The sequence below is a fragment of the Planktothricoides sp. SR001 genome (assembly GCF_001276715.1).
GTDB classification, from domain to species: Bacteria; Cyanobacteriota; Cyanobacteriia; order Cyanobacteriales; family Laspinemataceae; genus Planktothricoides; species Planktothricoides raciborskii.
In genome coordinates, this window is sequence record NZ_LIUQ01000038.1 from 39,592 (window position 1) to 66,571 (window position 26,980).

The following is a 26,980-nucleotide window of genomic DNA, read 5'->3' on the forward strand; positions in this document are numbered from 1 at the left end:
ATAAATTTTTCAGAAATTTGCTCTAGGGATCTCAATAAATTTATAAAAGGGGTTATAATCAAAAAAGAGGGCTTGACATCCGGCCATCGGATCTGGAAGTAGAAACGATGAGACTTGGATAACTGTAAGACAAAAACTTACCAAGGGTAAGTTGAGTGGGTAATTTGCTTCTGTCACCCAGAAAGCACAGAAATAACCGTCAGTCAAGATAGTCTTACCCGGTCAAATCAACGCATATGACGACGGAAAAAGTCGGCAAATAGATGTTGATCGTCTATGGAGCAGCCGGGGGCTAGTTTGACTAAGCATGGCGGTGAGAAGCGATCGCATTAAACACAGCCATCCTGGGAAAATCAAGTGACTTTCTTACAGGACTAAATAAGTCCCATTTCTTTTTCTAGTCATGGGTCTATTTTGCTATGGGAATTTTTCGGGGAATGATCGTCGGTTTGTTGATTTTATGGCTGACCTTACCACTGCCCTTATTCCTTTCACCAGAAATGGTTGGGGATGAGTTCACCGATCAACCAACGGTGAGTGTCTTGCTGAACCAGCAAAAGGCGAAATCACCTCGTATGGGATTTTGGCATCAAATTAACAACAAAGCCAAGATTTTTGCGTGGATCAAGCCAACTCAATTGATGAGTCGGGTCGTGTTTGATGATCTGCTAAAAACAGAGAAATATATTGAATTAGCCTTGTTCCATTTATGGAACAGTTTGGTTAAACCCACCCGTCAAATTTTATGGCAAATGACTAGCCAAATGCAAAGGTCTTTAATGAAAAATCTAGCGGGGGCTTATTCTCGGAGTAAATTTGTTCTATCTTTTGAGGATTTAATCCATCAAACTGAGATTGTTTTAGACCCAGAAATTAGTTAAAAAATAGGTGTAGGGTGGGCATTGCCCACCCTACAGTTAACTACAAGGGGATGCGATCAATATCTTTATTGGCTCCAATCACTACCATCATCGTTCCTTTTTCCATGCGTTTATTCGGCGGCGGATTAATTTCAAACTTCTCATCAGAACCCACCGCCAGCACATTAATGCCAAACCGATTTCTCAGTTCTAATTCTGCGATGGTTTTCCCGTTAAATTGGGCAGGAACTAGCATTTCCACAATACTATGATTGGGGTCGAGTTCAAACTGATCTAAAAGTCTAGGTTTAGTCAGACTGCGGGCGAGTTCACATCCCATTTCTCTTTCGGGAAAAACTACATGATCGGCGCCGACTTTATTCAGCAGTTTCATGTGAATTTCTGAGGAGGCTTTGGCCACGACGTGCTTGACGCCCAACTCTTTTAAGTTCAAAGTGGTAATAATACTTTGGGCGAGATAATTCCCAATGGCTACAATCACCACATCAAAATCAGAAAGTCCTGCCTCCTCCAGGGCGATCGGATCGGTAGTATCTAGTTGAATTGCATGGGAGGATATTTGCTCTTTTAACGCTTGGTTAACACTCGTTTCATTGTTATCAATTGCCAGCACTTCATATCCCAAACTATGTAATGTGGAAGAGACAGCGCGACCAAAACGACCTAACCCAATCACCGCAAATTGCTTGTTGTCGGTGCGGAGATTACGCAGAAAACTTAGAGACGATAAGTTGACCATTAATGCTCCTATTAATTCTCTATGGTAAATGGCAACAAATTCAATGCTTGATTAACCAACTAATAGTTCTTCGTCGGGGTAACGAAGAGTTGTGGGCTGGGGTTCTCCCAGAATTGCATTCATCAGCAACAATGGACCGACTCGACCTATATACATGGTCAAAACCAAAACCAGTTTGGCAAAGGGAGTCAAACTGGCAGTAATTCCCGTAGATAAGCCCACTGTTGCAAAAGCAGAAACGACTTCAAACAAAATTTGAATCGCGGGAATTTCAGGGTCACTAATGCAAATCATCATAGTAGCGGCGAACACGGTAAACATCGCGGTCATAATCAGTCCGACAGCTTTCAGGACTAATTCTATGGGAATTTGCCGCTGAAAAGACAGCACTTGTTGACGGCCTTGGACAACAGTTTGCGCTGTGTTCAGTAATACTCGAAAGGTGGTGGTTTTAATCCCGCCGCCGGTACTGCCCGGAGAAGCCCCGATAAACATTAACACAATGCTGAGACATAAACCTGCGGTGGTCATTTTGCCAATATCAATGCTATTAAATCCAGCGGTACGGGTGGTGACAGATTGAAACCAAGCTGCTAATATTTTTTCGCCAAAGGTCAAACTGGCTAGGGTATTTGGATTGCTGAATTCTATGATGAAAAAGATCAGAGTACCGAAAATTAGCAGAAAAATTGTGGTGGTGGTGGCAATTTTGAAATGAAGGGAAAATATGACTCGTTGGGAACGGCCTTGTAGCCGATCGCGCATCCAGTAAAATAATTCCATCATTACTTGATAGCCGATGCCGCCCAAAATAATTAACAAGGTAATTGCCAGGTTAATTAAAGGATTTCCTACATATTGGACTAGGTTATCATAAAATAAACCAAATCCCGCATTATTAAAAGCGCTGACACTATGAAATATTGACAACCACAGCCCATAAGCTTGACCATAATTGGGGATGAAGACTAGCATCAGTAAAAAAATGCCGGTAATTTCCACAATCAGAGTGGCGGCAATAATGGATTTAACCAACTGCAAAACTCCCGCCATTCCCGGTTTATCCAAAGATTGTTGAATGGCCAGCTTTTCTCGTAACCGAAATTTGCGACCCAGTAACAATAGCAAAAAACTTGAGGCGGTCATGTAACCTAAGCCACCCAACTGAATCAGCAATACAATAATAAACTGTCCAAATCCTGTATAATATGTGCCCGTGTCTTTCACAACTAACCCGGTGACACAGACGGCGGAAGTGGAAGTAAATAAAGCAGTGATGACATCACTAAAACCGGGTTCTGTGGTTGACCAAGGCAATAGTAGTAAAATCGTACCAACGCTGATGATTGCCAGAAAACCTAGGCAAATCGTTCTGGATACTGTCATAAGATAAAATGTAATGTTTTCATCGGGTTAACATGAATCGACTTAGGCTGGGATTGACCTAAATCACTCATGGGTCTAATAATGTCAGTTATTGTGACATAATTTGACTCCTGAGACACAGAAAATCACAAATCCCCGCATATTGGGTCAGGGAACCTCAAAACTTGAGATTTTTTTGCTTTTATCAATTTTAGTGGTAAAATTTATGACAGAAATCTTAATTAGGCTTGAATTAGGCTTGAATTAGGCTTTGATTAGGCTTGAATTAGACAGAATTAGGCAGTTAGGCAGAATTAGGCAGAATTACTATTTGAGCGATCGGGTATCAACCATCAATGATATATCAATGATCTATTTTGTCAACTCAGATTCAGATTGATTTGATTGAATTAAATTTATTTATCTTTGATAAAAGAGTCAAATTATTACCATGATAATTACTAATTTTTGGCTCGCTATTTTATCGCTATTATTTTTAATAACTCGCTGACTATATGGGTTTTATGCGCCAACCGAAAATTTTTAATCATCCTGAATATTTTGCAGGCTGCTACTGGGCGGTTAGGTGTTGATGAGTTTATTTGTTGTTGGTTATTTGTTGTGAGTTGTTGGTTGGCTTTTGGGGGTTGACTGTTGGCGATCGCTCATTCATTTTTAGAGGGACAAAGTTCCGCCAAATCACAGCGATCGCACATAGGTTTTCTAGCTTGACAAACAGCCCGTCCGTGATAAATTAAGCGAATTGACCAATTTTCCCAATCTTCTTGGGGAATTAATCTAATTAAATCTTTTTCAATTCTTACCGGGTCTTGATGAGTGGTTAAGGCCAAACGATTACTTAAACGTTTGACATGAGTATCAACCGTAACTCCCTGATTAATACCATAAGCATTGGCTAATACCACATTAGCCGTTTTCCGGGCGACTCCCGGTAATTCTAACAATAATTCCATGCGTTTAGGGACTTGACCTTTAAATTTTTCCACAATTTTTTGACAAGCCCCTTGAATATTTTTCGCTTTATTACGATAAAAGCCCGTTGAACGGACTAAATTTTCGATTTCTGCGATATCAGCTTCGGCAAAAGCTTGGGCATCAGGAAACCGTTGAAATAATGCGGGGGTTACTTTATTGACTCGTTCATCGGTACATTGGGCGGATAGAATTGTGGCGACTAATAATTGTAGAGGAGTTTCATAGTTTAGGCTGCATTTCGCATCGGGATAAAGGCGCTTTAAGCGAATCAATATTTCAATAGCCCGTTGTTCTTTGGCTGCCCATTTTCGAGTAATACTCATAGAATCTATTAAATGAATGATTGAATTTAGCTTGATTCGTGGCTTGATTCGTAGGTTGGGTTGAGGAACGAAACCCCACATTATTCTTCGTTTTGGGTTTCCTTCGTCAACCCAACCTACATTTTTAAGCCTACTACTACAACAGGAGTGCTGATTGGTGCGTTACGGCTGGTCAGCCTAACCCACCCTACCACTACTACCACGGGATTGCTGGTTGGTGCGTTACGGCTGGTCAGCCTAACGCACCCTACCACTACCACGGAATTTATTCTGGTTATTCTTGGAATAACTGCTGGACAAAATCCAGTTGCGTTGTATCCCGAATAATTAGGAAAATTCCTAGACCCAATAATAGCATTAACCCGGTTTGCATCACGCCATCTTGAATATGGGTGGGTAAGGGTTTGCCTCGTAAGGCTTCTATTAGGAGAAACGCTAATTGTCCGCCATCAAGGGCAGGTAAGGGCAGTATATTCAGAATCGCTAAGTTAATACTAATTAGCGAGGCAAATTGGAATAAGTTGGCCGCATTATCTTTGGCAATATTGGCACCGATCGCCACAATTGCTACGGGGCCTGCGACTTGTTCAGCGGTTTCCCCAAAGTTGCTAATTAGCTTACCAAATCCGTTGAGGGTAAACATGGTGAGGCGCTGAAATTCATTCGCCCCAGAGACAAAAGCATCAATAATATTTGCGGCTTTATGTCTGAAAACTTCCCGGTTTTGGGCTAACTGAACCCCAATAATTCCTTTGCCGTTTTGATCGTTGGGGATAATGGTTATGGGATAGGTTTTTTCATCCCTTTGAATTATCAGAGAAAGTTCTTGGTTGGGATGATTTTGGATTTCTTGAATGAACAGTTGCATGGCTTCTTCGGAAGCCTCAAGTTTTTGATTGTTGACTTGAAGCACAATATCTTTTGTTTGCAGTCCAGCCCGATAAGCGGCAGAGTCTTGGGACATGATTTCCGCCACAATTACTCCCGGTTGGTAGTTAAATTCTGGGATGCCAACAATGCCAACCTGACCGACTAATAGCACATAGGCAAAGATTAAGTTGGCAATCACCCCGGCACTAATGACGATCGCCCGGTCAAGAATTGGCCGGTTGCGGAGTAAATTTGGGTCATCCAGGGGAATTTCGCTGTCCGGGTCGTCGTCGGGAAATCCCACATAACCCCCCAGGGGAATGCCTCGGATGGCGTATTCGGTTTCGGGGCCTTGGTATTTCCACAATACGGGGCCAAAGCCGATGGAAAAACGATTCGCATGAATGCCTTGGAGTCTAGCGGCTAGGAAATGTCCTAGTTCATGGACGAAAATGAGTAGGGCAAGAACCGCGATCGCTGCCAATATAGACATAGAGAAATTACAGGTTTATTTTTACTTTGTTCTATTTTACGGGTTTATGTTCAGGTCTGTGTGCCTCTGGGAAAATTTCTGACCGATCTGTCAATTCCGATCCCGGAATCGAAATATTCGGGCAATTTAAGTTAACCGATCGCCCATTCGTAATTTTTCCCGCCAATGATTTATTGGTTAAAACTATAGATAATTTATTGATTAAAATATTGTAGGGGCGAAGCATGGCCGCAGATAGCTTATTGCTTAAAATATTAATTGGACTGCGGTCATGCAACGCCGCCCTGACTGCGGTCATGCAACGCCGCCCTGACTGCGGTCATGCAACGCCGCCCTGACTGCGGTCATGCAACGCCGCCCTGACTGTGGTCATGTTTCGCCCCAAGAGGAGATAATTTATTGGGTAAAATATTGTAAGGGCGAAGCATGACCGCATATAAGTTATTGATTAGACCCATGAATTGACTGCGGTCATGCTTCGCCCCTACGAATTTTTATGGTTTGTGTTGGGTTTCGTGCCTCAACCCAACCTACAATTTTAATTGGATTATGCCACTATTATGAAATTACTTGTAAAAGTTTGCTGGAAAGTTTGCTGGAAAGTTTGCTGGAAAGTTTGCTTAGTCTTGATGCTGGTGTTGTGGGGTAATGACTCAGCGATCGCCGGTGTTTTGGGCGATCGCATTGCCCAATTTCCCCATTGGGAAAGTAAACCCCCGGTTGAGATAGCCCAAGGAGATTTACGCTATCCTGAATGGATGGCTGGAACTTGGGAAGTCAGCAGTACCTTGGTTGATTTAGTCGCCCCTTTAGCCCCCAAATTAATCACGCCCGGATTTGAAAGTAATCGTCAGTATTTGCATCAACCAATCAAGTTTTTAGTTAAGTTTGGCGAACCGACTTATCGGCAAAATTCATCTAAGGGTAAAAAGGTTACATTGGTGCCGATTCCTTTAGTAAAAAATCAGGATTTTCGGGAAACTTTGGTCGTCGCAGATCGCGCTTTTAATGGGTTGAATATTGCCCAAGCGTATTTAGGGAATGATAGCATATTGTCGGTGAAAGTCGATCCGGAAAATCCCAATCGGCAAATTACGGGACTGCGAGGCGATCGCCAATTGGTTTCTGTGGTCACAGGACGGTTAAGTGAAACTATTGCCCCGGATGAATTTGTGGCTACAGAAATTACCCAACAAATTTTTCATGGTCAAACGGATATTTATTTAAATGAAGTGGAAACTACGACCCGTTATCAGTTCCAAAATTCCGGGGCGATTCCGCAAAGCGGATCGCGAACGCGAATCGCTGCTGACCAAATTACGGCGATTTATTTATCTCCCCAAGACCCAGATTATTTTAATGCCGCAGGTCATCCGGTGGCTTTGTATCGTTATCAGTTGGAATTATTGCCAGTTCCGACGGTTTCTCCATAAATGTTTTACCAGAGAGGTTTTACCAGAGATGTTTTAACCCAGAGGCGATCGATCATAATCACGTTATATAATAAAAGCATAATTGCCAGCAAAATGCCAGCAAAATAGGAGAATTAACCGATGACTGAAGTAAATATTGAACCCATTGTTGCCGATGAAAACGAAAAAGCTGATTTAGCCAAATTAGCACAAATATTAAATATGCTGAATAATGGTCACTCCGATCGCAAATTACAAATCCTGGATGGAGAAACCGGAGAAACCATCCCAATGCCTCAGTGTATCTTGCAGTTACTTCGCCAAGTTGTCCATCAATTTAACCAGGGAAAAGGGGTAGTTATAGAAACATTTCATCAGCCATTAACCATCAATGAAGCTGCCTATTTACTGAATTTTTCCCGGCAACATATGGTAGAAATACTCCAAAATGGTGAGATTCCGAGTACCGGAGAAGGAGTTAATCGTAAAATTCAGTTTGATCATCTAATTGATTATCAGAAAAATTGGGCAAAATTGCGGCATAAAAATATTAGAGACATTGCCCAGATGAGCCATGATGCCGGTCTTTATTTTCTGGGATCTGAGTTAAGCGAACCAACCGCTAAAATATCAGCAGAATAAACGCTTAATAGGAAATAGATTGATGAAATCAGGTTTATTCAAAGTGGTCTTAGACGCTTGTATTTTATTTAAATCGTCCCTGCGAGATACTTTACTGCGTGCAGCGGAAAAAGGCATATATGATGTTTTGTTTATTGGAGTGAGACAATTCTTGAAGAAGTAAATCGGAATCTGCTCAAAACCGATAAGATGAATAGCCAGCAAGTACAGCGACTTTTATCGGCTATGCGCCAATTTTTCCCCAATGCTACAGTTAAGGGTTTTTAATTTCTGATTCCAGAGATGAAAAATGACCCAAAAGACCGCCATATCCTCGCGGCAGCAGTGATGGCTGAAGCTGATATTATTGTGACGAGCAATCTCAAAGATTTTCCCGCATCAGCTTTATCAATTTATGAAATTGAAGCTTGGTCAGCGGATCAATTTTTAATTTGTTTATTTAATGAAAATCCGCAGATTATGACGCAAATTATTATAGAACAAGCAAAACAGCTTCGTCAACCCCCAATTAGCGTCAGTGATGTGTTAAATGCTTTGGCAGTTGATGCGCCAAATTTTGTGGAATTGGTTCGATTTCATTTGCCGGATTTGTATAACGATTAAGTTGATTCTATTCGTGTTTTTATTTTTAATGAGAAAAGGTTAAAGGATGATATAATCTTTCATCCTTGTTTATGGTCGGGGTTTGCTTTGGTGGGCAATTGGCGGTAATTTTTTAATTTAAAATTCTATGGGCATAGATCATTAAAATTTTCTTATGGTGGGCATTGTCCACCCTTTTTCATGGGAAAACGCCATTGCTATCCGTATAATTCCATGATTTCTCCGTAAAAATACGGGATAGCTGTGTTAACTTTTTTTTGCGGCGATTTTGTGTCGATCGCTAAAAAATATGAGATAATGATCTATAGCGCTTTTTTATTGTTAATCATAGCCGTTAATTATAGCCTAACCGTTTTATGAGTGCTCTGAAAATTAGGATTGCTAAAGATAAAGCTGAGTTGATTAAATCCTTAACTACTTCAGAAAATAATAACTCTCCCTTTCCCACCTATGCGGATGTGATGGTGTTTGCTGCGGCTTTGGGGGCAAAACGCAAGAAGCGATCGCCTTTGGGACAAATTTCTAAAAAAGATCCCGGCCCAATTAACTTGGATATTTTTGTCACCCGTGGGTACGATGTCGCCATCAAATTATTGGCGATCGCCGAAACCAAAGACGCGAAAATTCTGGGGACTCTAGACCAAACAATGGTGGAAAAACGGCTGGAGATTTTTGAAGAATATGCCAATGGGGGGTTAGAAATTTTGCGGGATGAATTGCGCGGCGCCGTGGACTACACCGAGCAAATCATGTTAATGCTGATTTCTGAGCGGTTTAAGCAGGAAGATACCGGGCAGTTTTCTTTTGATTTGAGTAAGTTTTTGTAAAGAAACGTCAGGAAAGCCCAGAAACCGGGTTTCTTGGTTTCCCGAAAAGAAACCCGGTTTCTTTCTCTAACAACAGATTTGTTTATCGATCTATATATAGGAGTCAACGAAAAAATGCTAGGTCCATCAATCCAAGATTGGGAAGTTAAAACTCAAGGAACTTATGGCGAATTCCATACCCTTGCCGGAAAAGTCTCTTATTTAATGACTAAAGCCAAGCTAAAAGCAGATACTACTCCCGAAGGCATTCTGACTAAATATTTAGCCCCAGTGCGCGAAGTTCTCAATATTGACGATCTGGATTTTAACCAATTGCTGCAACGGGATCTGGATGATTACCGGGTAGCCACAGATTTAGTCGATTATTTGCTTAAACCCAATTTTGGCGGTCCGGCATTTTATACGCCGATTCTTGCAGCAGTATTACCGTTTGATGGGCCAAATCCAATCGATAGTTATCCTGAAAATCTAGATATTTCAGTTACCCAGGTTGATGGAAATACCTGGGAACAAACGCAATATGGAGAGGCATTTCGGGTGTTAAAATTCTGGGATAAGAATAATCAAATGCTGCATAAAACTCCCCTAGGTCGCTTAGATTTTAATACTAAGCACGTTAAACTGGTGGTGATTGATGGGCAACATCGGGCAATGGCATTGTTAGCGATTCGTCGCACTATCGATCGCAATTGGGATGCGGGGACTGGTGGCGCTTATCGTTATTTTTATGAGAAACGAATTAACGAGTTATTAAATAATCCGCCCCCTGATTTGTTGGAAAATATCGAATTTCCGGTCTGTATTTGTTGGTTTCCACACCCTACCTCTGACAATTCATTATGGCCAAATCCTCATAAAGCGGCGCGGAAGCTTTTTGTGGATGTAAATAAGAATGCGCGAACCCCCAGTAAATCTCGATTGATTTTGCTTTCGGATTCCGAGTTAACGTCTATTTTTGTCAGGGAATTTTTAAATCATCTCCGCACAAAAGATGCGCGGTTTCCTTTGCACGCCATTGAATACGATTATCCCCATGAACAAGGGGAAGGAGTGCCAGTTCGCAAGACGGCTTTAGCCAGCATTTTGATGCTCAATAGTGCTATAAAATGGGCATTACGCGGCCCAGATAAGTATATTAAAGATGTGAGTAAAACGATTCAAGGAACCGCGAAAAAAAGTGACAAAGACCGGCGACTTCAGTATGAATTAGAAATTAATAAATGGCTGGATTCAGAAATCGTCGATGAAGGAATGAATGGCCCGATCGCCTTTGTGAGAAATGATTTAACGAATGAGAATTTTCCCAAGACACAGTTAAAAACATTAATTGAAAAGTTTTGGGATGGCTGGGGCAGTGTGATTATGAATATTTTTTCTGAATTTTTTCCGTTTAAATGTCACATTGAAGCTTTGAAGGACTTACAAAATAACTGGACGGCTGGGGCGGCTCATGCTATTTTGGCAAATGATGCGATGTTCAAAGGGTTAGGGATTTACTGGACTCTTAAAGAAGATCACGAGCAATGGTTAAAAAATAATCAAACGGCTCGCTTGGATGGTGGTACAGTTCAAGATAAAACTGAAACCGTAAAAGCTTGGGAAATTATTCAATATAAAGAAAAAGAGTTTGAGCAGGAACGTGCCAAGAAATTATTTAACCGGAAACGAGAAATTAATGATGAATTATTGAAAACTGCCGACAATATTTACAAGTGGCTGTTTACTCAGGCTTTTTTATCTGGTGCGGTCTTAACTTTGGCGAGTCTAAAACACGATTTAGGGTATGATGCCAAGACTTTTAAAGAACGGGCTGAAGTTTGGATCCGGTCTTGGAATTTGGCCTTAGAATTATCATTAGATCGGATTAAGATATTCGATCGCCAACAAGACTATGCTTTTTTAGACTTTACCACACTATCTCCCGCTGATGCGGTCTATTTCCGGTATCTCTTATTAGAGTTTATGCAAGTTTCTCGAAGCGAGGAATTTACCCCGGAAGAAAAAGAGGCGATCGCCCGTCTTTTAAGTCAAGCAAGAAAATTGTATTTAGACGCTTTGGTAAAAGACGAAGAAAAAACCCTGAAAAAGAATTATCCCAGTATGACTTCTAAAGTTTGCCAACAAAAAGCCAATGTTAAGGCTAAAAACCGGATGAGTAAATTTTGTCGGAAATGGTTTGGCATTACTTCACAGCAATTTAGTGACTGGTTAGAGAATTTTGATAGACCATTAAATCAGGAAATTTCCACTTTAAACGAAAGTGAATATTCATATGAAGAGTCTGATTTTGATGATGATAATTGAGGTTTAATGGGGCGGGTAAAAATTGGCAACTCCTAGGCAGTTGGCAGCGGATAGTTGGCAAGGGATGGGTTGACTGTTTTAGTCATAAATAGTGGTTGGCAACCGATGGGATAATGGTTTTTCTCTCTGTGTCCTTTGTGTCTCTGTGGTAAAAAAAATCACATTTTATTTTTTGATCGGCAGCGGATAGTTGCCAACGGATAGATTAACTGTTTTAGTCATAAATAGTGATTGGCAACCGATGGGATAATGGTTTTTCTCTCTGTGTCCTTTGTGTCTCTGTGGTAAAAAAATCACCTTTTATTTTTCCATTACCCCATCAGTTATCCCATCCGTTGCCAAATTACCCCAAAATAGGAGGCAAAACGATTTTTTTCTGCTCCACAAATTTACCATCAAAGTTCATGGCTTGACTGCCAAAAGTACGAGCGATCGCCACTTCTTTCCGCAGATTAGCTCGCTCATAATTGTCAGTAATTCCCCCTAAAAGATACACCAGCAACTTGGCCGCTAAATCACGACCAGCCACTAACACCCGCTTGCGATTTGGGTCGTATAATATCCCATACCAAATAGACTGGGGATGTTCCATGCCACTAAAACCGCCGTCTGTATCAAACCGGCTAAGTTTTTCAAATAAACTCTCCAGAGAAAATCCTTTTTCATAGACTAAAATACCCATCGCTTGAGCAAAAGCAACCTGACCCACGGGACGGAAAAGAAAATTCCCCTCACCGCCGCTTTTTTCATGGCTAAATCGGCGCATTTTTGGAGTTTCGGCTTCATATTCTAAACGTTCATAACTTAATAACTTGCTTAAATGGTCGAAAAGCTGACTAAATTCAGCCACTCCAGCTTCTAGTTCTTCATCTTCGGGACGCATGGGAATTAACCCTTTATTGTCTGAAGTTTGCCAAGTGGGAAAACGAGCAGATAAGTAACGCTCAGACATATCTTTGAGCGCTTGTAAAGTGGTTAAAACTGTGGATTTGCTGGCGACCGTAGCACTATCCCAATTAACGCGAGGTTTGCGATATTTAGTTTCTTTAAATAAAGGATGTTGGACGGCAATTTTCCGAGCCACAATGGAAAAACCATCATCTTCATTTAGTACCGCTAATTGGCCTTTGCTGAGGTTAACGGCCATGAGGTTAACATGGACAAAAATAGACCTAACTCGCAAGCGGGCTTCTTCGCGAGTTTCCCCTTTCACGACGGCGGGGATAAATTCAATGCCGATTTTTTCATAGGCTAAAGTTTGGACATGGTTGGGTTCAACTTGATATTGCTTTTGTAGGTCTTCAATGGTGATGGGATTACCGATCGCCTTTTTCTGTTTGTTATAGCGTTGAATTTTGCCGGTTTTAATTAGTTGCATTAACCCTTGAACGCCCATGAGTCGGTGTTGGCCATCTAGGGCAAAAATAGAGACTTTTTCAGTAATGTCTAATAGTCCTACGGTGCCATCTTTATCTAATGGGGTGAAATCGGCGGCGGATTGGCGGGCGCGTCCTTGTTCGTCCCATTCGTCCGCGTGGGGGTCGTCTACCCAACTGGCGCTGAGGACAACCAGGACGGCGGGGAATTTGTGGGCTTTGCGGGCGACCAGATACAGGCTGAGGGGCGCTTGTCTAGACCAGTCGAGGGGTCGTTGCAAGATATCGTCGATGGTTTCCTCGTCCCGGATTACGTTGTCGGTTTCCGGGTCAAATTTTTTGCGGAATAGGGGCAGTTGCGAGGCAAAACGGACTCGACTGTCTAGCCATTCTAAGGTCACGGATCCAATGAAGGCTTCGGTGTTGCCCATGTGAGTCTGCTGGACTAGGAGGCGATCGCTTCTGGACAAATGGCGATCTAATAGCAGGGCTAGGGCTTCTCGGTCTTGCTGATCCTGTTCCAGTATTTGCTTGGCAATGTTCGGAGGTTGTTTGGGGTCGCTGTTCATGGTTGCTGAGGAGCAATTTTTGTAAAGTTTTTGAAAATCGCTGGTTAATATGCTACGATACTTTTGCAGTTTTTAAAAAATAATGCGGTCTAGATAAAAACTACCTAGGACGCCGATGCCTAATGCACATTTTTGTTTTTTTGTCAATATTTTAGGGTGCAACTATGTTCCAGAGTAGAGAGAAAAATTTAGTGGGCGATCGATTACATCCATCTTAATTCGCTTTTAGCTGCTTTAACTGCATCTGAGATTGCACCAGCACCCCATGCTATGTTTAAAGTTGTTTGGTTATTTTTTGTATTCAGTCTCACGACATTTCTATGCCAAATAGGATTATTTCTCGACCAATCTAATTTAGCAATCTGTAAAACCTTAGAAAAATTAAAGCAATCCTGATTTTCCTCATAGGCACAATATAACAAACGGCCTAAAATTTCTAGTCCAACACTGACTCCTAGCAAACAAGTTTGTTTAAATTCCTTAATTTCTTCAACCGTCAGCTTTTCCACGCTTGTTTGAGAAATATATTGAGTTTGTTGAGATGCTGAGAAAAAATAGTTAAAGCATTCAGATAATTTTTGTGAATATCGATCAATGTCAAAGCCATCTAAGCTATCATCTGATTGATCCGTTAAAGCAGAACTGGCTGCTCTGGCTATATAATTCGATGTGTAGATTAATTTACTATTTTTGTTAGGTTGTTTGCTGACCTTATCTGTTTTACCGCGAAACATAGAAACTTGCTCTATTAAATTTTTAGTTATTCCACTCCTAGCAGATGATGGACTAAATGACAGCAGCAATGAGCGATCGACAGGTTTTGCTTCAGCTAAATCTTTAAAATCTGTTTGACATTGGTGAAACCGATCCTCTAAAATAACAGTTATTGGTAAATTTTGGTCGTAAATTAGATGGTGTTGACCATTTTTAATCAATTCTGTAATAGCCTTTAGTCTATGTTGTCCATCAGTTAAATCTAATTTAATTGCTTGCGGAACCCGAACAATGCAAAATCCTCTATCTAGTTCATTGACTGTAATCATCTCTGGTGCTACATTCGCCGTGAATGTACCGAGTATCCAAGATTTATTTGAGATTACACGCTCAATAATATATTGCTTAATCTCATCAGCATGACCAGGAATTTCTGGACGATCTTTACCTGATTCGGGATTGTTGGCTGTAGCAGGTTTTGCTTGCAATAAATTGGGCAAATCTAAAGCAGGAACATTAATTTGTAACAGAGTTCGTTTACCGTGATGAAAAATCAATCCGGGATAACACCGTTCATTATCTTTAGAGGTAAAATATAATTCCATGACAGATTGAAGATTTTCGGTTATGGCTGAATTACTCAAAACTTAAGAATATTATATCATATTTTATTTTTGAATAATTACATAACAGTATATTTATCATCAAAGGGCATCAAAGGGGGGCTATTCAAAAGAATGATCGCAAATCAAATTTCACTATTTCCATCCCGAACAGTTAGTCAATTAGTTGAAGATATTGAAAAGCTGAGTCAAGAAATTAAGTATTTATACTGCTTGGATGAGATTCCTTGGGTAATCGGTTATTCTGGGGGAAAAGATTCTACGGCAACTTTACAGTTGATTTGGAATGCGATCGCCGAATTGCCTCAAGACAAACGCCAAAAAACTATTTATGTGATTACGACGGATACTTTGGTAGAAAATCCGATTGTTGCTGCTTGGGTGAAAAAGTCTCTAGAAAAAATTAAACTCACGGCACAAAAAGAAAATTTACCTTTCGAGCCGCATTTATTGCAGCCAGAAGTGTCTCTTACTTATTGGGTTGGTTTAATTGGCAAAGGTTATCCGGCTCCTCGTGTGAAATTTAGATGGTGTACTGGACGATTAAAAATTGATCCATCTAATCGATTTGTTCGTAACATTGTTAGAGATAATGGAGAGGTGATTCTAGTTTTAGGAACTCGTAAAGCTGAAAGTTCAGCACGAGCTAAAAGAATGATAAAACTTGAAGAAAAGCGAGTGCGCGATCGCCTGAGTCCTAATGCAAATCTTCTGAATTCTTTAGTTTATAGCCCAATTGAAGATTGGCGGACTGATGAAGTTTGGCTATATCTAATGCAATGGGAAAATCCCTGGGGACATAGCAATAAAGATTTATTCGCCATGTATCGAGGAGCCACTGCGGATAATGAATGTCCGTTAGTAGTAGATACTTCAACCCCTAGTTGTGGTAGTTCACGGTTTGGTTGCTGGGTTTGCACCCTGGTAGATAGCGATAAATCTTTAAACGCTATGATCCAAAATGACGAAGAAAAAGAATGGCTACAGCCTCTCGTTGATTTTCGTCTCGAATTAGATGTTATGAAGGATTACGATAAAAGAGACTTTCGCCGAATTTGGGGTACGGTTCAACTCTTTGAACGGAATATTGATGGCAAAATTTCTGTAGAACCTATTCCAGGGCCATATACTAAAGAATATCGAGAATATTTGCTCAGGAAACTGCTGGAAGCGCAAACAGAAATTCGGCGAACTGCCCCGGAGGAAATGAGGGATATTACCCTGATTTCTGATGACGAACTCAGCGAAATTCGCCGGATTTGGCTGGAAGAAAAGCACGAGTTAGATGACAGTTTGCCGAAAATCTATGAAGAAGTCACCGGGCAACCTTTTAATGACCCGCGAGTAGGAGTTGCCAAAAAACTATTAGGCAGCGATGAATGGGAAATTCTTCAGGAAATTTGTGCTGAAGATTCGATGTATTTAGAACTGATGTCAAAACTGATTGGCACCGAATCCCACTATTACGTTAAACGACGCGGCATTTTTGAAGCGTTGGATGGTTGCTTTGAAAGTAGTTCCCGTGATGAAAAAGACGCGGTAGGAACTGCTTATTATCAGCGGGATTTAAAGGTTGCCGCTGGGGGTGGGGGTATTGATGAGGTGAAACAGCTTGAGTTAAACCCTTGGTCGGACGTTAAATATGGGCAGCAAGGAGTGGATGCGGTGGATGGTGATGATTGATTTGAACAACAGATAGATAACGGATTCGCAACCCATAACCACATATATAATCAACCATGATTCTCACTGAACTTGTCTTAGAAAATTTTGGCCCTTATGTGGGCAAACAAATCATTAACTTTCACCCGGAAGCCGAAGCTGGAGAAACCCGCCCGATTATCCTATTTGGCGGCATGAATGGGGGCGGAAAAACTACCCTGATGGATGCAATTCGCCTCGCTTTATATGGGTCACGGGCGCAATGTTCCACGCGGGGAAATTTGAGTTATGGTGATTTTCTCTCTCAATGTGTGAATCGCCAATCTCCGTTTACGGATAAAAGCCGTTTGGAGTTGGCTTTTAAACATATCGATCGCAATCGCTGGGTGGAATTAAGAATTGTCCGCTATTGGACAAAAAACCCCAAAGACGGCAAAGATACGTTAGGGATTTTAGAGTGGAATGAAAGTCAGCAAGATTACTGGAAAGACGATTATCTAACGGAAACTTGGGACGAGTATATTGAAAATCTGCTGCCCCTGGGAATTTCTAACCTATTCTTATTTGATGGGGAACAGGTGAAAGAGTTAGCAGAACAAGAGGTTCCCCCCTCGACGGTGGTCAAAGCGATCGAGTCCCTGCTGGGCTTGGAATTAATCGAAAGGCTATCTATTGATATTGATATTCTCGTCAAGCGGAAACAAAAGAAGCTGGCGAATTTCCAACAAAAAATTAGTTTAGATGAAATTGACATCAAGCTGAAAAAATATCAGGCTGAGTTAGCGGAGGCACAAGCGGAGGAAGCTACCCTAAAAACTCAGTTGGAAAAAGCCGAAAAAAAAGCCAAAGAAGCCAGCGATCGCTTTCTCTCGGAAGGGGGTAAAATTGCCTCAAGAGAAGCAGACCTGGAAAGACAAAAAGCCGATTTAGAGGGGCAAATTGAGCGATCGCGCCAATATTTACGAGAATTAGCCGCCGAAAAATTACCCTTAGCATTAATTCAACCATTGCTAATAGCGGCCCGTACCCAAGGGGAAAGAGAAACCAAGCGACAACAGGCAAAAAATGCTCAAGCTTTAGTCCAAGCAACGGGCGATCGCCTCTTAGAGTATATCAAAAACTTAAAATTAAAAGCCGACCAAATCAAAAAAATTGACCAATTTTTAGCGGACGAAAACCAACAACTATTAGATCAAATTGGTGCCGAAAAAGATGCCTGGTTAGCAGCGGACGAAAAAGCCTTAGAAACTCTGGGCATTGTGGTGCAATCTGACTTAGGCGATCGCATCAAATCCGCCCAACAAACTCGCGCCGAAATTGACCAGCTAGAACTGCAACTCAACGCCATAGAAAAACAACTGGCAGTTGCCCCACCGCCGGAAATCTATGAACAGTTAAAAAACGCGGTACAAAAGACCCAAACCGCCTTAATCAAAGCCAGAATTAACTATGAAAACGCCCAGCATCTCGTTGTCCAACTAGAACGAGAAATTAACAAAGCCAAAAAAGAATTAATCAATTATGTAGACAACACCATTGAACGCCAACAAGATGAACATACAATTAAAACAGCGGCCAGAGTCCAAGACACCCTAAAACTATTTCGGGAAAAATTAACCATCAAAAAACTCAGTAAACTCGAAAAAGAAGTCACCGACTGTTTCCGCTATTTACTCCATAAATTAGATTTAGTTCACCGGGTAGCCATTGACACCAAAGACTTTAGCCTTTCTCTCTACGATCTCCAGGGAGAACCCGTGCCCAAACATCGAATTTCTGCCGGGGAAAAACAACTATTAGCGATCGCCTTTCTCTGGGGACTTGCCCGGGTTTCGGGACGGGAACTTCCGGTAGCCATTGACACCCCATTAGGTCGTCTCGACTCCGAACACCGGCAAAACTTAATTGAACGTTATTTTCCCGCCGCTTCTCATCAAGTAATTCTCCTATCTACCGATACAGAATTAGGCAAAGAGGAAGTGAAAAAACTCCGCAAACAAAAGGCGATCGCCCGGGAATATCTCCTAAAATATAATGGAGAAACCCGCCAAACCAACATTGAACCCGGTTATTTTTGGTAAACAAAGGTAAGCTAAAAATAGCTGGGCAATGCACATATAGCGATCGATATTTTTGCCGGTGATTTACCATAGAAAAAACTAAAAAAATGTCTATATTTTTTCACGAACAAATCTATAGAACATCAGAAGTCATGGCAAAACTAAAAACATTGCCCGTGACAGTGTGCGGCGCCGGGGCACTAGGGGCTAATCTTACGGAAAGTTTAGCCCGCAGTGGCTTTAGTCAACTCAAAACCATCGATCGCGATCGCATAGAAGAACGCAACCTATCCACCCAACCCTATTATCGCTCAGATATTGGCGCATTCAAAGCCAAAATCTTAGCCAATAGTCTTTATCGGGCTTTAGGGGTAAAACTGGAAATTGAAGCCAAAGAATTAACCCCCCAAAATGCCAAGCAACTTATTAGTAAACCGGGATTAGTCATTGATACCTTTGACAATAGCATTAGCCGCCAAGCGGTCAAAGATTACTGCACCACCAACAACATTCCTTGTTTGCATCTGGGAATGGCCAGTGACTATGCCGAAATCATCTGGAACCAAGATTATCGCGTCCCCTCACCCACCAACGATGACATTTGTGAATATCCCTTAGCCAGAAATTTAGTCACCCTAACAGTGGCCGTTGCTTGTGAAGTCATCATCAACTTTACCGCCACCGAAAAACAGCAGAGTTTTACTGTCACATTAGGAGATTTTGCCATTAAACCGTTTCTCGCGGCTCAGTCCTGACCAATTATGTGCCACTTAAGCAAGTGGCTAGTTTTACCAGCGCAACCGCTAAATTTCTCCATAAACTAGAGTGGTTAAATAAATTAATCAATTGGAGATCGACTGCAATATGCAACCGGAAGAACTGCTAAAACGATATCAATCTGGAGAGAGAAATTTTAGTTCTATTTCTCTCCATCAAGGACAACTGAGCGATGCTAATTTAGCCAAAATTATTCTCGAAAAAGTAGATTTAGCCGATGCAGATTTAGAAAATGCCAACCTAAGTGGCGCCAACCTCCGGGATGCCAATTTAAGCGGGGCTTGGTTATTTGCTGCTAACCTTAAAGGAGCGATACTAAAAGGAGCCAATTTAAGCGGCGCTTTTCTGGGTTTAGCAGACCTGAGAGGGGCTGATTTAAGTCAAGCCAATTTAGAAGGAGCTTATTTAAAAACTGCCAACCTTGAAGGAGCAATTTTAAAAGAGCAATCTTAGCCGATAGTTATATCTAGTAAATTGATAAATTGTTATACTTTCAATGTTTTTAAAATTTTGATAATTTTTGATAATTTTAATTGCTCATGTAGTAAAAAATGTGATGAATTCTAAATTATATCTCTTGCCAAATAACCGATAGATCCCCCAAACCCCCTTTTGAAGGGGGGCTAGGGGGGTGGGGGCTTTGTACGAATTTTGCATTCTTGTCTATTGGATATGCTGTTTTTTTTGTAAACAGTAACTACGAGCAAACATATAATAATTAACATAGTTCTCTTATAATCCGGGGCTAATTTTTAGCTAATTTTTCACCGGATCTAAACTTATCTTTATTCAGAGTAACAGCCCGCAAAAAATTGAATATTTACCGGGGACACGGCATTGCCGTGTCCCATATTTTTCGCTGTCTTGTAGGATATCTTGTGGGGAATATCGACGGCCTAATTTTGCCCTGGTTTAAATTTGGCCAAAGCTTCGGGATTGGCTGAAGCTTTGGCCGTATGTTCTGTTATGCCAAAAATCATCGGTATGGTTCTGAGTAAAATCTCTTCAAGTCCAAAGCAATCACCCAAACATTGCCAAATATGAGGCTTGGAACCGAAGCCGAAGCACTTAAGTCAACTGGGACACCCCTCAGTCCGGGCTGATTTCAGGTGAAAAAAACTCAACCGATCCCCAAATTTGGGTAAACTTAACCAAATGTTACACTTTAAAACTGCCAGAGGGAATTACTACTTGATGAATTGGATAAGCCAAATGTTCAGAAGAATGCCTAAAATTAAACCCTTGTCATCCTTGATCCGTCTTGTGATTGGGATTTTCCAAGACCTTTGGATATTGCAACAACGGGTTTTTCATCGCGGGAAAAAGTCCCCATTCACGTTCCCATTGGCGATCGCCGGTTGTTTGGTCCTGGTTGCCATGACCGTGACTCAAGTCTATGCCTATCCAATTCGGATCGATCTGCCAGAAAATTCTGGACCCCCATCTCCTTCTTATTCTGATTGGCAGTTTCAACCGCAAAATCAACCACCCTTGCCAACAGAGAATAATCCGCAAAATCAGCCACAAAATCAACCACAAAATCAACCACAAAATCAGCCACCGTTCCCCACTCAGAATAATGATATGTTTACGCGAGTGAGCGTGGAACATCAGCGGGAGTTTCGCGGCACTTGGGTAGCATCAGTCGCCAACATTGACTGGCCGTCCAGTCCCGACCTAACCGTAGACCAGCAAAAAGCCGAACTGGTGCAAATTCTTGACCGGATTCAAGCTTTAAATATGAATGCGTTGGTCTTACAAGTTAGACCCGCAGGAGATGCTTTTTATGCCTCGGAACTCGAACCTTGGAGTTATTGGTTAACCGGACAACAAGGCAAAGCCCCCGTCCCCTTTTATGACCCCTTAGAATTTGCGATCGCCGAAAGTCATAAACGGAATATAGAACTCCATGCTTGGTTCAATCCTTACCGGGCAAGAAACGCCACCAGCTATACCTTAGCGCCCAATAATATGGCCAAACTTTATCCAGAATATGCCTATTCTTATGGCCAATTAATTTGGATGGATCCGGGGGCGAAAGAAGTCCAAGACCAAACCTACAATGTGATTATGGACGTAGTGCGTCGCTATGATGTCGATGCCATTCATATTGATGACTATTTCTATCCCTATCCTGAAGCAGGAGTTCCCTTTCCTGACAACAAAACTTATAACGCTTATCGGAATTCTGGGGGGACTCTTTCTCTGGCAGACTGGCGACGCCAAAATGTCAATCTGATGATTGAAAGAATCTGGCGAGGAATTAAAGCGGAAAAACCTCATGTCAAATTTGGCATTAGTCCTTTTGGCATTTACCGCCCTGGAAAAGCACCGGGAATCGTCGGTTTAGATCAATACGAAAGCCTCTATGCCGATGTGAAATTATGGTTAGAAAAAGGTTGGTTAGACTACCTAGCCCCGCAACTCTACTGGCGCATCGATCCGCCGCAACAAAGTTATCCTGTATTGCTCAAATGGTGGGTTGAAAATAATCCTCTGCGTCGGCATATTTATGCCGGTAATTTTCTCAGTAAACTCGATGGAAATTCTTGGCCAATTTCTGAATTTGAAAGACAAGTGCAAATTTCCCGTCAAGAAGCTGACAAACTTTCCCTGGGTAATATTTTATACAGTGCCAAAGTGCTCAACCAAAATTGGCTAGGAGTGAATGAAAGATTCAAAACAAATCTTTATGCTCAACCGGCATTACCACCAACAATGCCCTGGTTAGATGCGATTCCCCCCGAACCTCCCACGGGAATTCAGGTCAGTTTTGGGCAAATTAGTTGGAATCCAGCTACCTCTAATGACATTCGTTCTTGGACTTTGTATCAGCAGCAAGGAAATAGTTGGAAATTAGCCATAATTCTGCCAGCAAATATCAACAATGTGAGCGTTTCCCCCGGAAATTATGCCTTATGTGCGGTGGATAATATGGCCAATGAAAGTGTCGGTCTAGTCATTGAAGCCCGTTAAAATTAGGCGATGATGATTGACGCCGATTGACGCCGATTGTCTAATTGATTTGCTTTAATTAGTTTAATTGGTTTAAACAGGGGCAATCTGAAAATTGCCCTTGTTTTTATCTGCATCCGCTAAGGCGTAATCAAACAGAGAAATATGGAGATTTTTAAAAAAAATTGTCTTAAACTTTCTGAAAATATACACCGACGGAGTAAATTTCGTTTATCATCTAAATCAATTTACTATTTAAGCCAGCAATTAGCGGTCAGAGATTAGCCGTCAGCTATTCGCTGCCCGTTGAGTGAGTCAGAATTCATATTGCTTCTGGATGCCTGGGGTACTCAAGTGAAATTCTGTGCTATCACCGATCTGGATGATTTAGCGGCAAGCTGACGGCTTACAGCAGAAAGCTGACAACCTTTTGACAACCTATTCCATCAACAAGTAATGATTTCAACGATGATAGCTTCTATTGATGATATTGCTAAACAAGCTCGCCAAGGCAGTGTGGCAGCGATTATACAAGTGCTTAATGAAAAGTTAGCGGCTTCTGGGGTGAGAACCCGTGCAGTGTTGGCCGAAGGGGTGTTACAAATTCTTTGTGAGGCTCGCACCGAGGCAGCTTTAGAGCAATCGACGGTAGTCAACGAAATTCGTGAGATTCTGGAGTCTCTGTCACCTAGGAATATTCACCACGTCAATATTAATAGTCGATTGGTGCGCGAGCAACAGCTTCTTTGGTTGGAAGAAATTATGCGAGATCCCCAGAATCAATTATTGTGGTCAGAAAAAATTATTTTACGCAAGCCCAATGTTTTTAAGCGTTTACTGGAAGATATCCGCACTGAGCAAACAGACCCTCGTCAATTGCTTTTGAGTTTGACCACTTCTTCGGCAGTGGCAGAGCAAAAACGCCAACAACGTCAATTTTTGAATTCTCTAATGATGGGGGCTGGTTTGGCTTTTTTGGTTAGTGTCGGGATTGGCTGGTATTTGTATCAAGGTCAAAATCGCCAACCAGTCGCAACTCCGCCCCAGGAAACTCAACCGCCGACCAGTTCTGAAGCGACGGTTTCGCCTACTGCCGCCGAGCCAACGGCCAATTATACAGAGAATTTTGCTCAAGCGGTGCGGTTGGCAGAACAAGCTTCTAGCCAAGGAAAGAATGCCCAAACTGCTGAGGATTGGTTGGCGATCGCGGCTTTGTGGGATCAAGCCTCTAAACTTATGGCATCCGTTCCCCCGGATCATAGTCGATATGAGACAGCGAAAAATCGCGCCGCCCTTTATCGTCAATATAGCCAGTCTACCCAGGAAAAAGCCGAGGCTTTAAACCGGGAATGGGGAACGGGGAATGGGGAATAGGCTTTTGGGGCCGCCATCGGTGTGGGGTGTGGGGTGTGGGGTGTGGGGTGTGGGGGAGCAGGGCAGATGAGGAGCAGGGGAGCCGCCAATCGAGCAGGGGAGCATAAGGGCGCAAGCATTGCGCCCCTACTCATCTCCTCTGCCCCTCATCTGCCCTGCCCCTCATCTGCCCTGCCCCTCATCTGCCCTGCTCCTCATCTCCTCTGCTCCGGAAGCCCCGGAAGGTCGTTAACCAATGAGATTAAATCGCCGTCAGTTTTTAGTTTTGGCGGGAATGATCGGTGGTTGCACCGTTGCCAAGATAGGCGATCGCACCTCTGACTCTTCTGATGCCTCCATCCCTTCCCCTGGCGAAAAGCCGCTGAACCCGGCGCCCCCTGGTGTATTTGCACCTCCGCGCGGGGATTTGCGGCTAGTTGTGATTAGCGATTTCAACAGTGCTTATGGGTCTACTACTTATGAACCGGAAGTGGAGCGGGCGATCGCGCTGATTCCCGACTGGCAACCGGACTTAGTCATTGCCGGTGGGGACATGGTAGCCGGACAAAAGTTATCTTTAACCAGAGAAAATCTTCAGGCTCTATGGCAAGCTTTCGATCGGCACATTGCCGCCAAACTCCGTCAAGCCAATCTTCCTTTTGGCTTCACCATTGGCAACCACGATGGTTCCGGCGCCCTTGATGCCAACGGTCAACTCAAATTTCACCTAGACCGAGAAATTGCGGCAGCCTACTGGCAAGATCCCGAACATGACCCAGGCTTAAACTGGATCGATCGCACTCATTTTCCTTTTTACTATAGTTTTCGGCTAACTCCTGCCGCTGCCAACGACGAGGAAGTATTCTGTTTAGTCTGGGATGCTTCTACCGCCAAAATTCCTCCAGCCCAATTAACTTGGGTCGAGGAAAGTTTAGCCAGTCCTGTGGCCCAGAACGCCAAACTGAGAATCGCGATCGGCCATTTGCCCCTTTATGCGGTGGCGGTCGGTCGGAACAAAACCGGGGAAATCTTGGACAATGGGGAACAATTGCGTCGTCTTTTAGAACGGTATCGCGTCCATACTTATATTAGTGGCCATCACCACGCTTATTTTCCCGGTCATCGGGGGCAGTTGCAAATGCTTCATGCAGGGGCGATCGGTAGCGGGCCGAGGCAACTCCTGGAAAGCGATCGCCCAGGGGAAAAAACCCTCACCGTGGTTGATATAGAATTGCGATCGGCCACCACCAGCTACACCACCTATAACCTCAACACCTTAAAAGTCCTAGATATTCAGGAATTACCCCGAATCATCATTGGCATCAACGGCATAGAACTCAGACAAGACATCTCATGGGATCGTCTTACTCCCCAGGAAATCTCTCGCTGTCAGCAAACCTTGTCCCCGTCCCTCTGTGAGATCAACTGACCCTGCCTTACCTGCCGGAATTTAGTCCTAACTCAGATCGGCGCTAAGGGCAAGTATTATCAGCAAAATATTACATATTACCTACTTTCCTAAAGCTATGTAAAAAATTAGTAACCACTAATCTGATATTGTAAAAGAACGTATTATTATTTCGATCTGTAATATCGGATCTGATCATTTTGTGTCCATGTCTCAAAAACCCTTGAAAAAGAACCGTAGATTGACTCAAGTGGGTCTAATCCACTTGGGGCGATATCTGCGTTGGCTGAGATATTTTCGCGGGTGGACTTCCGTCCACGATCTAGGCCAACACATTGCCAATGAGGAATCTGTATTGCTCAAAGACCGGGGCAAAGAACTCTATATTGACCCGGAACTGGTGCCAGGAATCTCAGGCCCACAAATTAACCGCATTGAAGGCGGGAAAATTACCCGCCTCGCGATCGATCAACTCCTGTTACTGATGGATGTCCTCGAACCCATCAACCCTCAAACCCAGGAACCGTTAACCCTAGAAAACTTATTAGATATTGCCACTGGGGAACGAACCATCGAGGTGCCACCCATCAGCAATGACTGATGTTGAAGCGAAAGCCCCTCTGTGTTTAAGCGTTTAAACATAGAGGGGCTTTTCTGTTAAAAAAAATCTCTGTAAAAAATCTCTGTTTAGAATAAATCTCTGTTTAGAATAAATCTCTGTTGAGAATATCGATCAATTTTCTCTAATTTCTCCTAAAGAAAGCTATCCGCTCTCACCCCGGACAAATAGCCATAAGCTAATTGCAATGGATGAGAGCGGTGTAGCGGGTCTTCAGTTTTGGAAACCTGACTGCCGGGAGAACCGAACAGTCAGCCTTGATAAAAATCAGAAAAATTCTGATTTTCCAGAGACTAGCTGTTAGAGAACAGTCCCGGCACACAGCCGGCCTAATCCAAACTGATGACCCATGCATTTACTACTATCTGGCATAGGCATCACCTCCTGTTTCCCTGAACGGTTTATTTTTCAAATCGTTCTTGATTTGTAAGATAACACATAAATTTTTAATGTCAAGCCCATTTTTAAGAAATTTTTTGAACTGCTTTATTTTTTAGAAAAAGTGTAACTTAAGTTACATTATTTCTTGATTAAATGTAATTCTAATTACATTATTTTCTTTTGAGATTATTTTCCTTGGCAAAGATAAATAACTCAGCCGAAAATATTCTCGCGATCGCGATCGCCATCGTCCAAATTAATCCCGTTTTATTTCACCATCCCGTTTGATTCAACAAAAAAACCTGCCATCAGGCAGGTTTTTTTGTGGTGAATCACCGTAAGAGAGTATCAAATTCAGAGAAACTGACTAATTGATATCAAACCCAATATTGATTACAGAGCGTTACCGCGAGGCAGAACTTCTTCGGGGAACACAAAGCTTTCATGGGGTTGGTCAGCCGGAGCCATCCAAGCCCGCAGACCTTCGTTCAAAAGTTGGTTTTTGGTGTAGAAGGTTTCAAATTCCGGGTCTTCAGCCGCCCGCAATTCTTGGGACACGAAGTCATAAGCCCGCAGGTTCAGACCTAAGCCCACCACACCGATGGAGCACATCCACAGCCCGGTGACGGGAACAAACAACATGAAGAAGTGCAACCAGCGTTTGTTGGAGAAGGCAATCCCGAAGATTTGAGACCAGTAACGGTTGGCAGTCACCATTGAGTAGGTTTCTTCCGACTGGGTGGGTTCAAATGCCCGGAAGGTGTTGGCTCCTTCGCCATCTTCAAACAAGGTGTTTTCCACCGTGGCACCGTGAATGGCGCAAAGCAGAGCGCCACCGAGGATACCCGCCACTCCCATCATGTGGAAGGGGTTGAGAGTCCAGTTGTGGAAACCTTGGAAGAAGAGGATGAAACGGAAGATACCAGCGACACCGAAGCTAGGGGCAAAGAACCAGCCAGACTGACCCAAGGGGTACATCAGGAAGACGCTGACGAATACGGCAATTGGGCCGGTGAAGGCGATCGCAT

At 42.6% G+C, this 26,980-nt stretch carries 22 protein-coding genes and 1 pseudogene; 15 read left to right on the top strand and 8 right to left on the bottom strand.

The window, feature by feature from the left end; all coding sequences use genetic code 11:
• Positions 1-419 precede the first annotated feature (419 nt).
• Positions 420-881: a hypothetical protein gene (locus tag AM228_RS19910; RefSeq protein WP_054468516.1), complete on the top strand. Its 462-nt coding sequence runs from the start codon at positions 420-422 to the stop codon at positions 879-881.
• Between the two features lie 40 nt (positions 882-921).
• Here AM228_RS19910 and AM228_RS19915 read toward each other — a convergent pair whose 3' ends face one another.
• From AM228_RS19915 to AM228_RS19940, 5 genes are all read right to left on the bottom strand, one after another.
• On the bottom strand, positions 922-1,620 hold the full coding sequence (locus AM228_RS19915; protein WP_054468517.1) for a TrkA family potassium uptake protein: 699 nt from the start codon (positions 1,618-1,620) through the stop codon (positions 922-924).
• Between the two features lie 51 nt (positions 1,621-1,671).
• Positions 1,672-3,006, bottom strand: a complete 1,335-nt coding sequence (locus AM228_RS19920) for a TrkH family potassium uptake protein (RefSeq protein ID WP_054468521.1) — start codon at positions 3,004-3,006, stop codon at positions 1,672-1,674.
• A 644-nt stretch (positions 3,007-3,650) separates the two neighbouring features.
• Entirely contained in the window at positions 3,651-4,304 is a 654-nt protein-coding gene (nth, locus tag AM228_RS19930) for an endonuclease III (RefSeq protein ID WP_054468525.1), read from the bottom strand.
• 274 nt (positions 4,305-4,578) lie between these two features.
• Positions 4,579-5,667, bottom strand: a complete 1,089-nt coding sequence (gene rseP, locus AM228_RS19935; protein WP_054468538.1) for an RIP metalloprotease RseP — start codon at positions 5,665-5,667, stop codon at positions 4,579-4,581.
• 31 nt (positions 5,668-5,698) lie between these two features.
• Complete coding sequence (locus AM228_RS19940) at positions 5,699-5,965, bottom strand: hypothetical protein (protein ID WP_054468539.1); 267 nt, start codon at positions 5,963-5,965, stop codon at positions 5,699-5,701.
• Positions 5,966-6,227: 262 nt separating this feature from the next.
• Here AM228_RS19940 and AM228_RS19945 point away from each other — a divergent pair, with 262 nt between their 5' ends.
• The 6 genes from AM228_RS19945 to AM228_RS19965 all read left to right on the top strand — a co-directional run bounded on the left by AM228_RS19945 (position 6,228) and on the right by AM228_RS19965 (position 11,455).
• Positions 6,228-7,100, top strand: a complete 873-nt coding sequence (locus AM228_RS19945; protein ID WP_054468561.1) for a DUF6816 family protein — start codon at positions 6,228-6,230, stop codon at positions 7,098-7,100.
• 120 nt (positions 7,101-7,220) lie between these two features.
• Positions 7,221-7,721, top strand: a complete 501-nt coding sequence (locus AM228_RS19950; RefSeq protein WP_054468541.1) for a helix-turn-helix domain-containing protein — start codon at positions 7,221-7,223, stop codon at positions 7,719-7,721.
• A gap of 22 nt (positions 7,722-7,743) precedes the next feature.
• Positions 7,744-7,884: a hypothetical protein gene (locus tag AM228_RS33115; protein ID WP_156331925.1), complete on the top strand. Its 141-nt coding sequence runs from the start codon at positions 7,744-7,746 to the stop codon at positions 7,882-7,884.
• A 119-nt stretch (positions 7,885-8,003) separates the two neighbouring features.
• Positions 8,004-8,324 carry a hypothetical protein gene (locus AM228_RS19955; RefSeq protein ID WP_054468543.1) on the top strand — a complete coding sequence of 107 codons (321 nt, stop codon included), beginning with the start codon at positions 8,004-8,006 and terminating at the stop codon, positions 8,322-8,324.
• A 356-nt stretch (positions 8,325-8,680) separates the two neighbouring features.
• Positions 8,681-9,151, top strand: coding sequence for a DNA phosphorothioation-associated protein 4 (locus tag AM228_RS19960; protein WP_054468544.1), 471 nt, complete (start codon positions 8,681-8,683; stop codon positions 9,149-9,151).
• 114 nt (positions 9,152-9,265) lie between these two features.
• Entirely contained in the window at positions 9,266-11,455 is a 2,190-nt protein-coding gene (locus AM228_RS19965) for a DNA sulfur modification protein DndB (RefSeq protein ID WP_054468545.1), read from the top strand.
• A 343-nt stretch (positions 11,456-11,798) separates the two neighbouring features.
• Here the strand turns inward: AM228_RS19965 and AM228_RS19970 are convergent, their stop codons facing one another.
• Together AM228_RS19970 and AM228_RS19975 are read right to left on the bottom strand one after the other, a co-directional pair.
• Positions 11,799-13,400 carry a DGQHR domain-containing protein gene (locus AM228_RS19970; protein WP_054468546.1) on the bottom strand — a complete coding sequence of 534 codons (1,602 nt, stop codon included), beginning with the start codon at positions 13,398-13,400 and terminating at the stop codon, positions 11,799-11,801.
• A 203-nt stretch (positions 13,401-13,603) separates the two neighbouring features.
• Positions 13,604-14,758 (bottom strand): DNA sulfur modification protein DndB, encoded by a 1,155-nt coding sequence (locus AM228_RS19975; RefSeq protein ID WP_231636878.1) that lies wholly within the window; start codon positions 14,756-14,758, stop codon positions 13,604-13,606.
• A gap of 93 nt (positions 14,759-14,851) precedes the next feature.
• Between AM228_RS19975 and dndC the strand changes: the two genes are divergently transcribed.
• The 8 genes from dndC to AM228_RS20015 all read left to right on the top strand — a co-directional run bounded on the left by dndC (position 14,852) and on the right by AM228_RS20015 (position 25,553).
• The gene (gene dndC, locus AM228_RS19980) at positions 14,852-16,420 is read left to right on the top strand and encodes a DNA phosphorothioation system sulfurtransferase DndC (protein WP_054468551.1); all 1,569 of its coding nucleotides are present in this window, start codon (positions 14,852-14,854) and stop codon (positions 16,418-16,420) included.
• Between the two features lie 56 nt (positions 16,421-16,476).
• Positions 16,477-18,480, top strand: coding sequence for a DNA sulfur modification protein DndD (dndD, locus tag AM228_RS19985; protein ID WP_054468553.1), 2,004 nt, complete (start codon positions 16,477-16,479; stop codon positions 18,478-18,480).
• 86 nt (positions 18,481-18,566) lie between these two features.
• Positions 18,567-19,214 (top strand): ThiF family adenylyltransferase, encoded by a 648-nt coding sequence (locus AM228_RS19990; RefSeq protein ID WP_054468554.1) that lies wholly within the window; start codon positions 18,567-18,569, stop codon positions 19,212-19,214.
• A gap of 109 nt (positions 19,215-19,323) precedes the next feature.
• Entirely contained in the window at positions 19,324-19,689 is a 366-nt protein-coding gene (locus AM228_RS19995; protein WP_054468556.1) for a pentapeptide repeat-containing protein, read from the top strand.
• Positions 19,690-20,460: 771 nt separating this feature from the next.
• Positions 20,461-22,212, top strand: a complete 1,752-nt coding sequence (locus tag AM228_RS20000; protein ID WP_082348964.1) for a glycoside hydrolase family 10 protein — start codon at positions 20,461-20,463, stop codon at positions 22,210-22,212.
• A gap of 447 nt (positions 22,213-22,659) precedes the next feature.
• Positions 22,660-23,565, top strand: a complete 906-nt coding sequence (locus tag AM228_RS20005) for a hypothetical protein (protein WP_054468566.1) — start codon at positions 22,660-22,662, stop codon at positions 23,563-23,565.
• A 235-nt stretch (positions 23,566-23,800) separates the two neighbouring features.
• Positions 23,801-24,973, top strand: coding sequence for a metallophosphoesterase (locus AM228_RS20010; RefSeq protein WP_054468558.1), 1,173 nt, complete (start codon positions 23,801-23,803; stop codon positions 24,971-24,973).
• Positions 24,974-25,160: 187 nt separating this feature from the next.
• Positions 25,161-25,553: a hypothetical protein gene (locus tag AM228_RS20015; RefSeq protein WP_054468559.1), complete on the top strand. Its 393-nt coding sequence runs from the start codon at positions 25,161-25,163 to the stop codon at positions 25,551-25,553.
• A 792-nt stretch (positions 25,554-26,345) separates the two neighbouring features.
• On the opposite strand, the pseudogene AM228_RS20020 reads toward AM228_RS20015, so the two are convergent.
• Positions 26,346-26,980: pseudogene (locus tag AM228_RS20020) on the bottom strand (photosystem II D2 protein (photosystem q(a) protein)); the annotation flags it as partial.